Origin of the sequence: uncultured Lamprocystis sp. (genome assembly GCF_903933125.1) — a bacterium.
GTDB lineage: Bacteria > Pseudomonadota > Gammaproteobacteria > Chromatiales > Chromatiaceae > Thiodictyon.
The window spans coordinates 1-9813 of the sequence record NZ_CAIZIZ010000111.1; the positions used below are offsets into that span (position 1 = coordinate 1).

10 protein-coding genes and 1 tRNA gene are annotated in these 9813 nt (G+C 64.0%); 9 read left to right on the forward strand and 2 right to left on the reverse strand.

Annotated features, from left to right (window positions below; all coding sequences use genetic code 11):
* Positions 1–206: 206 nt before the first annotated feature.
* Positions 207–1148, reverse strand: coding sequence for a trypsin-like peptidase domain-containing protein (locus tag QZY03_RS05070; protein WP_295578705.1), 942 nt, complete (start codon positions 1146–1148; stop codon positions 207–209).
* Positions 1149–1171: 23 nt separating this feature from the next.
* Positions 1172–1486, reverse strand: a complete 315-nt coding sequence (locus QZY03_RS05075; RefSeq protein WP_295578706.1) for a CU044_2847 family protein — start codon at positions 1484–1486, stop codon at positions 1172–1174.
* A gap of 97 nt (positions 1487–1583) precedes the next feature.
* Here QZY03_RS05075 and QZY03_RS05080 point away from each other — a divergent pair.
* The 9 genes from QZY03_RS05080 to QZY03_RS05120 all read left to right on the forward strand — a co-directional run bounded on the left by QZY03_RS05080 (position 1584) and on the right by QZY03_RS05120 (position 9692).
* Positions 1584–1660 (forward strand) — tRNA-Val (locus QZY03_RS05080).
* A 188-nt stretch (positions 1661–1848) separates the two neighbouring features.
* Positions 1849–3768, forward strand: a complete 1920-nt coding sequence (thrS, locus tag QZY03_RS05085) for a threonine--tRNA ligase (RefSeq protein ID WP_295578707.1) — start codon at positions 1849–1851, stop codon at positions 3766–3768.
* 181 nt (positions 3769–3949) lie between these two features.
* Positions 3950–4507 (forward strand): translation initiation factor IF-3, encoded by a 558-nt coding sequence (gene infC, locus QZY03_RS05090; protein WP_295578708.1) that lies wholly within the window; start codon positions 3950–3952, stop codon positions 4505–4507.
* Positions 4508–4535: 28 nt separating this feature from the next.
* Positions 4536–4730 (forward strand): 50S ribosomal protein L35, encoded by a 195-nt coding sequence (rpmI, locus tag QZY03_RS05095; RefSeq protein WP_295578710.1) that lies wholly within the window; start codon positions 4536–4538, stop codon positions 4728–4730.
* Between the two features lie 32 nt (positions 4731–4762).
* The gene (gene rplT, locus QZY03_RS05100; RefSeq protein WP_295578711.1) at positions 4763–5122 is read left to right on the forward strand and encodes a 50S ribosomal protein L20; all 360 of its coding nucleotides are present in this window, start codon (positions 4763–4765) and stop codon (positions 5120–5122) included.
* A 434-nt stretch (positions 5123–5556) separates the two neighbouring features.
* Positions 5557–6588, forward strand: coding sequence for a phenylalanine--tRNA ligase subunit alpha (gene pheS, locus QZY03_RS05105; RefSeq protein WP_295578712.1), 1032 nt, complete (start codon positions 5557–5559; stop codon positions 6586–6588).
* Positions 6589–6639: 51 nt separating this feature from the next.
* Positions 6640–9030: a phenylalanine--tRNA ligase subunit beta gene (gene pheT / locus QZY03_RS05110; RefSeq protein ID WP_295578713.1), complete on the forward strand. Its 2391-nt coding sequence runs from the start codon at positions 6640–6642 to the stop codon at positions 9028–9030.
* A 4-nt stretch (positions 9031–9034) separates the two neighbouring features.
* Positions 9035–9334 carry an integration host factor subunit alpha gene (ihfA, locus tag QZY03_RS05115; protein WP_020503349.1) on the forward strand — a complete coding sequence of 100 codons (300 nt, stop codon included), beginning with the start codon at positions 9035–9037 and terminating at the stop codon, positions 9332–9334.
* Positions 9315–9692, forward strand: a complete 378-nt coding sequence (locus QZY03_RS05120; protein WP_020503348.1) for a MerR family transcriptional regulator — start codon at positions 9315–9317, stop codon at positions 9690–9692. The genes ihfA and QZY03_RS05120 overlap by 20 nt, the downstream gene beginning before the upstream one ends.
* The last annotated feature ends 121 nt before the right edge of the window (positions 9693–9813 follow it).

Consider the following 9813-nt stretch of genomic DNA (forward strand, 5'->3'; position numbering starts at 1 on the left):
GAAAACATCGCAATGCCGTAGGTTGGGGTGAGGAACGAACCCCAACATTTCAGCGCCTTACGTTTGGCTGCTCGTTGGGCTTCGTTCCTCAGCCCAACCTACAAGGAATACTTGCCCAATCTCTGGAGCGTGGGAACGAGAAGACGAGAGAGAACTGCGCTTTCTCAGGATAATCAAAGCCAAGGCGTCGGTCGGGCGACGCCGATCTACACTCGGGTTGCCGCGTTCAGAATCTCGGCGATCACTTGATCGCGCGAGCTCTGGGGGCCGAACTCGGACGGCACGGCGGCGAGCAGCGCACGCAGCGGCGCTTGGCCGTCGGCGTCGGGTGCGCCCTGTTCAAGGCAGGCGACCGCCAGGTCGGCGGCCACGTTGGCCGGCGTGCCGTCCAGGTCGATCCGGTTCAGGATCGGCTGCTGCCACAGCGCCAGGGTGACGAATTGGCGGCGGCGCGCCTGGCTCCAGCCGGGCAGGGCGAGCAGCAGATCGCGCAGGCGGGCCGGCAGATTACCGGCGGGCGGGGCGGCCGGGCCAAGCGGCGCGATCGGGATCCCGGCGGCGGCGCAGCAATCGATCAGGTCGTGCGCGGGAATGGCCCAGCCGCCAAGGTCGGTGCGCACATCCCGACTCCAGCGGATGACGCCGATGACCGTGCCGCGGCTTGGCGCGAACAGCGGGCCGCCGCTGAATCCGGGCTCGATCTGGCTGTCCTTGAATTTCAGCATGGTCCGCGTGCCGCCGCCGGCGGGTTGCCGGCTGGTCTCGCCTTCGTAATGGCCGGTGATCTGGTCGAACTCGGGCTGGTTGTCCCGCACCGGATAGCCGATGCCGATGAGGTCCGCGCCGGGTTCCGGCGGGGCGCCGAGGCGCAGCGCCCGGGCAGGTGCCGTCGCGTCGGGGTCGTGCAGCAGGGCCAGGTCCAGGTCGCCGTCAAGGTGGCGGAGCACCGCCGCGCGCGCGGCGTCTTGCCAGGGCACGCATTCGATTGGGCTGTTCAGGGCGGTGTCGCGCCCGACCACATGGGCGCAGGTGACGAGCCAGCCCGGCGCGGGCGGGAAGCCGCAGCCGGGGCGCGCGCCCATCACCCGCACGCAGGCCGCGCGCAGGGCGGCAAGCCCCTGGTCGGCGGCGGTGTCGGGCCGGGGCATGGCGGGCGCTCAGGGAGCGGCGCTCACGACCCGCCCCATTCAAGCGTGACCTTGAGATTGGCCGTGCCGGTGCCGCGGGCGATGAGGGTGACCAGGGCGCCGGACTCCAGGCCCAGTTCCAGGCCGAGTTCGATGCTGGCCTTGGTGGGCTTGGCCTTGGCGATGGCCGCGCCGAGGCCGGCGGCGATTTTGCCGAGGGTTGCGGTCACTTGATCGAAGGGGAGGGCATCCAGCACGCCGACCTCCTCACGGCCGCCGCGGGGGATGACCTCGAAACAGGCGCGGACCCCGTCGCCCAGATCCACGGGCTGCCAGTGTGTTGTGACGTCGGACGGCATTGCAAACTCCAGGTTGTTGTTGCGCTCGTTTCGGAATCGATGAAAAAACGTTTGCCAAGACCCCGCCACGTCGTTAACATTATTGGCTCTTGACGACAGGCGCGTAGCTCAGCTGGTTAGAGCACCACCTTGACATGGTGGGGGTCGTTGGTTCGAGTCCAATCGCGCCTACCAATATTCCAGCCGCACGCGGCCAGTCTCAAGCTCCAGCCCGGTGTCGCCGTCGCGGTGATTGCCAGGGCTCCGGTAGCTCAAGACTGGCCGCTGGCGGCTGTTTCGTTTGGTTCCCGCCTGAAGTTCGCGTCAGGTGATCCGTCATGTGATCCTTGGTATCGATCACCACTGAATCAAAGGATTCGCCCATGCCCCAGATTACACTTCCCGACGGTTCGCTCCGTCAGTTCGACGCTCCGGTGTCCGTGCATCAGGTGGCGGCATCCATTGGCCCAGGTCTTGCCAAAGCGGCGCTGGCCGGGCGGGTGGACGGCCGGCTGGTCGATACCTCATTCGTGATCGACACCGATGCCGCGCTCGCCATCGTCACCGCCAAGGACGAAACCGACGCGCTGGAGCTGCTGCGCCACGATGCCGCCCATGTGATGGCGCAGGCGGTGCAGGAACTCTATCCCGGCACCCAGGTGACTATCGGGCCCGCGATCGACAACGGCTTCTACTACGACTTCGCCCGTGCAGAGCCCTTCACGCCGGACGATCTGGCGCTGATCGAAGCGCGCATGCACGAGATCGTCAAGCGCGATCTGCCGATCGTGCGCGAGGTGATGGATCGGGAGCAGGCCAAAGGGGTCTTCGCCGCACTGGGCGAGACCTACAAGGTCGAGATCATCGAGGACATCATCCCGATGGGGGAAGAGGTCTCGATCTACCGCCAGGGCGACTGGTTCGATGTCTGCCGCGGGCCGCATCTGCCGAGCACCGGCCGGCTGGGCGAGGGCTTCAAGCTGACCAAGGTGGCCGGCGCCTACTGGCGCGGTGACTCGAAGAACGCCCAGTTGCAGCGCATCTACGGCACCGCCTGGCGCGACAAGAAAGAACTCAAGGCGTATCTGACCCGATTGGAAGAGGCCGAGAAGCGCGATCACCGCAAACTCGGCAAGCAGCTTGATCTCTTCCACTTCCAGGACGAGGCGCCCGGCATGGCCTTTTGGCACGCCAAGGGCCGCATCATCTATCGTTTGGCCGAACAATACATGCGCGAGAAGCTCATGGAATACGGCTACGACGAGGTGGAGACGCCGCAGATCCTGGACCGCTCGCTGTGGGAGCGCTCGGGTCACTGGGACAAGTTCGCCGGGGGTATGTACACCACCCATATCGACGAGCACGACTTCGCGATCAAGCCGATGAACTGCCCAGGGCACATCCAGCTCTACAACCAGGGGTTGAAGAGCTACCGCGATCTGCCCCTGCGCATCGCCGAGTTCGGGGTCGTGCACCGCAACGAGCCCTCCGGCACCCTGCACGGGCTGATGCGGGCGCGGCGCTTCACGCAGGACGATGCCCACGTCTTCTGTACCGATGGCCAGCTCCAGACCGAGGTCGCGACCCTGATCGACATGGTCTTCGAGACCTATCGTGACTTCGGTTTCGACCAGATCGCGCTGGCCCTGTCGCTGCGCCCCGAGAAGCGGGTGGGCAGTGACGATCTGTGGGACAAGGGCGAGGCGGCCCTGGACCTGGCGCTCAAGGCCAAGGGCCTGGAGTTCAAGGTCCAGCCGGGCGAGGGCGCTTTCTATGGCCCCAAGATCGAGTTCACCCTGCATGACAGCATCGGCCGGGCCTGGCAGTGCGGGACTATCCAGGTGGACTTCTCCATGCCCGGACGCCTGGGCGCGCACTACATCGCCGAGGACAACAGCAAGCAGACGCCGGTGATGATTCACCGGGCGATTCTGGGCTCGGTGGAGCGTTTCATCGGGATCCTGATCGAGCATTACGCCGGTTTGCTGCCGGTCTGGCTCGCGCCGGTGCAGGCGGTGGTCCTGAATATCACCGATCGGCAGGCCCCCTATGCGACTGAAGTGGCTAAAGCCTTGCGCAAAAAGGGCTTCCGTGTGGATTCGGACTTGAGAAACGAGAAGATCGGCTTTAAGATTCGCGAGTACACCCTGCAACGGGTTCCCTATCTGCTGGTGGTCGGTGATCGCGAGGTCGAAACCGGGCAGTTGACTGTACGTGACCGTAAGGGTCAGGATCTCGGGTCATTCGATCTCACCAGTTTTGCTGCCCGCTTGACTGAGGACGTCGCGACGCGGGCGCACTGAGCCCGTAGGGTCCGCTGCGCGGACCACCACCCGCGCAGACCATGCCGTAGGGTCCGCTGCGCGGACCAGCACACAGACGGGGGCGATAGTTCATTCGCTGCCCGGCGTCCGACCCGGTGCACCTGATGCGCCAGGGTTCGACAGCCGAAGAACAAGCCGGGGTCGCTCCCGGCACTCGGACATGGACGGCCTTTTTTCAATCCTTGTGGAGGAACCGGCAATCGCTGCACCAAAGAGAAACCGCGTCAATCGCGAGATCAACATCCCGGAAGTACGGTTGATCGGCGCGGACGGCAACCAGGTCGGAGTCGTCAGGGTCCGTGAGGCCCTGGAAATGGCGGAAGAGGCGGGCATGGATCTCGTGGAGATCGTCCCGACCGCTGAGCCCCCGGTATGCCGCCTCATGGACTACGGCAAGTTTCGCTTCGATCAGAAAAAGAAGCAGAACGAAGCCAAGAAGAAGCAGAAGCAGGTCCAGATCAAGGAGATCAAGTTTCGCCCAGGGACGGACGAGGGAGACTATCAGGTCAAACTACGCAACCTGATGCGTTTCCTACAAGAAGGGGACAAGGCGAAGGTCACCATGCGGTTTCGTGGTCGCGAACATGCGCACCGCGAACTTGGGCTGGAGTTGCTCAAGCGCATCGAGACTGACCTCACCGAGTTGAGCATCGTGGAATCCCAACCCCAGATGGAAGGACGCCAGATGGTGATGGTGCTCGGCCCCAAGAAGAAATAACAGTTCGCAAATAGCGGAGTTGAGCAATATGCCCAAGATCAAGACCAATCGCGGGGCGGCCAAGCGTCTGAAGCGCACCGCCACCGGCGTCAAGTGCTACTCGTCCTTCCGGCGTCACATCCTGACCAAGAAGTCGACTAAGCGGAAGCGTCACCTGCGCGCGGCCAGGCTGGTTCATTCCTCGGACCTGAAGTCTGCGTTGCGGATGATTCCCTACTGCTGATCACTGATCGCACCTGATACCGGAGAGAGAAGATGGCACGCGTCAAACGGGGCGTAACCGCGCACGCCCGTCACAAAAAGATCATGAAGTTGGCGAAAGGCTACTACGGTGCACGTAGTCGCGTCTTTCGCGTCGCCAAGCAGGCGGTCATCAAGGCCGGGCAATATGCCTACCGCGACCGCCGCCAGAAGAAGCGTCAGTTCCGCGCCCTGTGGATCGCCCGTATCAACGCGGGTGCCCGTCAGAACGGCCTGTCCTACAGCCGCCTGATCAACGGGCTCAAGCAGGCCGGGATCGAGGTCGACCGCAAGATGCTGGCGGATATCGCCTACCACGACAGCGTCGCCTTCGCCGCCATCGCCGAACAGGCCAAGGGCGCCCTGGCCGCCTGAGGCCGCAGGCTTTTGTCATCGTTGCGGCCAACCGGACGGGCTGGACTGGTAGGGTGCGGTGAGGAACGAACCGCACCGCGGACAAGTGGTGCGGTTCGCAAGCCCACCGCACCCTACATCAGACTCGGTGGCCGGAATGATGATCAAGACGAAGCCGCACGCCCGCACGCCCGCAAGCACGCGGGCCACGATTCGCAATCGCAAAGCGATTGTCCGGATATGTCCACAATGTCACAGATGAACACAGATGTCCTTCTTCATCTGTGACATCTGTGGATGAAATTTCCGCCCCAGGGCGCTCCGGCGGAAGCTGGCCGGACCGACGATATCAGGGCTCATTATTCGTTGCCGCGGGATTCGCTGCGAATCCAACCCGGCATTATTTCTGAATTCGCGTTCATTCGCGGACAATCTCTTCAACGGCAGGTTGGACTATGCCCGAACAGACCGGACTCGGAATCGATGCGTTGCGTGCGGCCGCTCTGGCGGCGATCGACGGCGCCGTGGACCTGGCCCAACTCGATCAGGTCCGGGTGCGCTTTCTGGGCAAAAGCGGTGAACTGACCGCGCTGCTCAAGCAACTCGGTACATTGCCGAAAGAGGAGCGCCCGGCCGCCGGTCAATGGATCAATCAGGCGAAGGACGCGCTCCAACAGGCGCTGGATGCACGCAAAGCGGTGTTGGATCAGGCGGCCCTGACCGCCCGTCTGGGTGCCGAATGCATCGACGTGACCCTGCCGGGGCGCGGCCGGCAGTCCGGTGGGCTGCACCCGGTCACCCGGACCCTGCGGCGCATCGAGCGGCTGTTCGCCAATGCCGGTTTCGCGGTGGTGGAAGGCCCGGAAGTCGAGAGCGCCTACCACAATTTCGAGGCGCTCAATATCCCGGAGCATCACCCGGCGCGGGCGATGCACGACACCTTCTATTTCGATGCCGACCGGTTGCTGCGCACCCATACTTCGCCGGTGCAGATCCGGGTCATGACCGAGCAGACCCCGCCGCTCAAGGTGATTGCTCCCGGACGCGTCTATCGGTGCGACTCGGATCTGACGCATACCCCGATGTTCCATCAGGTGGAAGGGCTGCTGGTGGACGAGCAGGTCAGCTTTGCGGACCTGAAGGGCGTGCTCTATGACTTTCTGTCGAGTTTTTTCGAACGCGACCTGAAGCTGCGCTTCCGGCCGTCGTATTTCCCGTTCACCGAGCCGTCCGCGGAAGTGGATATCCAATGCGTGATGTGCGGCGGTGCGGGCTGCCGTGTCTGCAAGCAGACCGGTTGGCTCGAAGTGCTGGGTTGCGGCATGGTCTACCCCGAGGTCTTCCATCACGTCGGCATCGACCCGAACCGCTATCTGGGGTATGCCTTCGGCATGGGGGTGGAGCGTCTGGCGATGTTGCGTTACGGCATCGACGACATCCGCCTGTACTTCGAGAACGACTTGCGGTTCTTGCGCCAGTTTGCCTGATCCCGGAAAGCCTTCTTTTTCAGGATCACAGATCAATAGGAATCTCTCCAGATGCGTTTCAGTGAATCCTGGCTGCGGGAGTGGGTGAACCCACCGGTCGACAGCCGCACCCTGGCCGATCAGCTCAGCATGGCGGGGCTCGAGGTCGACTCCGTAACGGCTGCCGCGCCGGCGTTCAGCGGTGTGCGCGTGGGCTTGGTCACGCACGTCGAGCCCCACCCGGACGCCGTGAAGCTGCGGGTATGCACGGTCGACGTGGCCGCAGCCGCACCCTTGCAGATCATCTGCGGTGCGGCTAACGTGACGGCCGGCCAGCGGGTGCCGGTGGCGACCATCGGCGCTGTCCTGCCCGGCGATCTGAAGATCAAGCGCGCCAAATTACGCGGTGTCGAGTCGTTCGGCATGATCTGCTCGGCCGTCGAACTGGGGCTGGCCGAGACCTCCAACGGCATCCTGCCCCTGCCTGCGGGAGCCCCGATCGGCGCGGATTTTCGCGCGTGGCTGGGTCTCGATGACGTCTGTATCGCGGTCGATCTGACACCGGACCGCGGCGACTGTCTGTCGATCGCCGGGCTGGCGCGTGAGGTGGCGGCAATCAACCGGGTGCACCTGACGCCGGTCGCAGCAACCCCGGTTGCGCCCGCGACCGACGCGCACTTCCCGGTCCGGCTGGAGGCGCCCACGGCCTGTCCGCGCTATGCCTGCCGCATCATTCGCGGGATCGACCCGAGCGCCGAGACGCCCCTGTGGATGCGCGAACGCCTGCGCCGCGGCGGGGTGCGTTCCATCAGCCCGGTGGTGGACGTGACCAACTATGTCATGCTGGAACTGGGTCAGCCCATGCACGGCTTCGATCTGGGCCGGCTGGATCAGGAGATCCGGGTGCGGCTCGCGGAGGCCCGCGAACAGTTGACCCTGCTGAACGGCGACGACATTGTGCTGCGCCCTGATACGCTGGTCATCGCCGACGCCGCCGGGCCGGTGGCGCTCGCCGGAATCATGGGCGGCTCGCGCACCGCGGTGGCGGACGACACCCGCGATATCCTGCTGGAGAGCGCTTTTTTCGCACCGGCGCAGATTGCCGGCAAGGCACGCGCCTACGGATTGCACACGGACTCATCCCACCGCTTCGAGCGCGGCGTGGACCCGGGTCTGCAAGTCCAGGCGATCGAGCGCGCGACTGAACTCCTGCTTGATTGCGTGGGCGGTCAGCCGGGACCCGTGGTGAACGTGTTGGCCCTGGATCACTTGCCGCATCAGGCCCCGCTGACGCTGCGCACCGCTCGTTGCGCCCAGATCCTGGGGTTGGACATCCCAGCCGAGACCATTGCCGACCTGCTTGTGCGCTTGGGGATGGACCTGGAGCCGGTCGCCGGCGGTTGGCGGGTCACACCGCCTAGTGCGCGCTTCGATCTGGTCCATGAGGTGGATCTGATCGCCGATGTCGGGCGTATCCATGGGTACGAACGCATTCCGGTCAGCCATACCAGTTCCGCGGCAGTCACCAAGGGCACCCCGGAAGCCGCTTTTGATCTGGACCGTGCGCGTCTGCTGCTGGTGGACCGCGGGTTTCAGGAGGTCATCACCTACAGCTTCGTAAGCCCAGAGTTGCAGGCGCGGATCGAACCGGGCACCGAGCCGTTGGTGTTGGCCAATCCGATCAGTGCCGACCTGTCGGTCATGCGGCTGTCACTGTGGTCCGGGTTGCTGCACACCGCGCGTTACAATCAGGCCCGGCAGCAGGAGCGGGTGCGCATCTTCGAGACCGGCCTGCGGTTTCGTCCGGGGCGCGATGGGTTGCGCCAGGAGGCGGTCATCGGCGGGCTTGTCATCGGCAGCGTGGATGCCGAGCAATGGGGGCAGCCGGTCCGCCCCGCGGATTTTTTCGCCCTCAAGGCCGATGTCGAAGCGCTGCTCGCACTGGGCACGGTCGGCGGCGTCGCGGGGTCCGGCTTCCACTTTGTCCCGGCCTGTCATCCCGCGCTTCATCCGGGTCAGAGTGCGCTGATCGAGCGCGACGGGCGGCAGGTGGGGCTGATGGGGATGCTCCATCCAACCCTGGCCGCGGAGCTGGACCTGAATGGCGATGCCTTCCTGTTCGAGGTTGAACAGGCCGCGCTTGCCACCGGCACGCTCCCCCGGTTTACCCCGATTTCCCGCTTTCCGGCCATCCGCCGTGACCTGGCCATCGTGGTCGACGCCGCCGTCGCCTTCGGCGATATCGCGGCCTGCGTGCGCTCCAGCGCCTCAGAATTGCTGCGCGATCTGGTACTGTTTGATGTCTATGCCGGGGGAAACATCGATTCCGGCAGAAAAAGTCTGGCTTTGGGATTGATTTTACAAGCATCTTCTCAGACACTTACGGACCAGACGGTCGATGAAACGATTGCGCGGGTACTGGACCGTCTGACGTCCGAGTTTGGTGCACGATTGAGGGATTGAAGCGATGGCGTTGACTAAGGCTGATATGGCAGAACATCTGTTCGAGGAGCTCGGGCTGAACAAGCGCGAGGCCAAAGACATTGTCGAGCAGTTTTTCGAGGAGATCCGGGCGGCGCTGGAGCGCGGCGATCAGGTCAAGCTCTCCGGCTTCGGAAACTTCGATCTGCGTGAGAAAAAAGAGCGTCCCGGCCGTAATCCGAAGACCGGCGAAGAGATTCCGATCACCGCCCGCCGTGTCGTGACCTTTCGTCCCGGTCAAAAGCTGAAAGCGCGCGTGGAGGCCTATGCTGGAACCGAGCAATAGCGAGGTCGAGGTCGTCGGATCGGGCGAACTGCCGCCGATCCCCGGCAAGCGCTATTTCACCATCGGTGAGGTGAGCGAACTGTGCGGCGTGAAGCCGCACGTTTTGCGCTACTGGGAACAGGAGTTCACCCAGCTGAATCCGGTCAAGCGGCGCGGCAACCGCCGTTACTACCAGCGCCATGATGTCCTGATGGTGCGTCAAATCCGTTCGTTGCTCTACGACCAGGGTTTCACCATCGGCGGCGCCCGCCTGCAACTCAGCGGCGAAGGGGCCAAGCATGACCTTAGCCAGACCCATCAGGTGTTGCGGCAGATGCGGATGGAACTCGAAGAAATCCTTCACGTCTTGCGTCGTTGATCTGCAGCAATTCCAAATTTGACCCTACCCCGTATTTGGCCGGCTTCGGGGCTTGCGCGAAGCCGGCCGCAGACCCTCCAGCATGAAGTCAAACAGGTCATCCCAGGAGTCGAAAGGCAGA

Bases quoted from the DNA above. Each gene is read 5' to 3' on its own strand.
- pheT (WP_295578713.1), top strand. From the start codon at position 6,640: ATGCGTTTCAGTGAATCCTGGCTGCGGGAGTGGGTGAACCCACCGGTC.
- QZY03_RS05070 (WP_295578705.1), bottom strand. From the start codon at position 1,148: ATGCCCCGGCCCGACACCGCCGCCGACCAGGGGCTTGCCGCCCTGCGC.
- pheS (WP_295578712.1), top strand. From the start codon at position 5,557: ATGCCCGAACAGACCGGACTCGGAATCGATGCGTTGCGTGCGGCCGCT.
- rplT (WP_295578711.1), top strand. From the start codon at position 4,763: ATGGCACGCGTCAAACGGGGCGTAACCGCGCACGCCCGTCACAAAAAG.
- thrS (WP_295578707.1), top strand. From the start codon at position 1,849: ATGCCCCAGATTACACTTCCCGACGGTTCGCTCCGTCAGTTCGACGCT.
- QZY03_RS05075 (WP_295578706.1), bottom strand. From the start codon at position 1,486: ATGCCGTCCGACGTCACAACACACTGGCAGCCCGTGGATCTGGGCGAC.
- rpmI (WP_295578710.1), top strand. From the start codon at position 4,536: ATGCCCAAGATCAAGACCAATCGCGGGGCGGCCAAGCGTCTGAAGCGC.
- infC (WP_295578708.1), top strand. From the start codon at position 3,950: ATGGACGGCCTTTTTTCAATCCTTGTGGAGGAACCGGCAATCGCTGCA.
- ihfA (WP_020503349.1), top strand. From the start codon at position 9,035: ATGGCGTTGACTAAGGCTGATATGGCAGAACATCTGTTCGAGGAGCTC.
- QZY03_RS05120 (WP_020503348.1), top strand. From the start codon at position 9,315: ATGCTGGAACCGAGCAATAGCGAGGTCGAGGTCGTCGGATCGGGCGAA.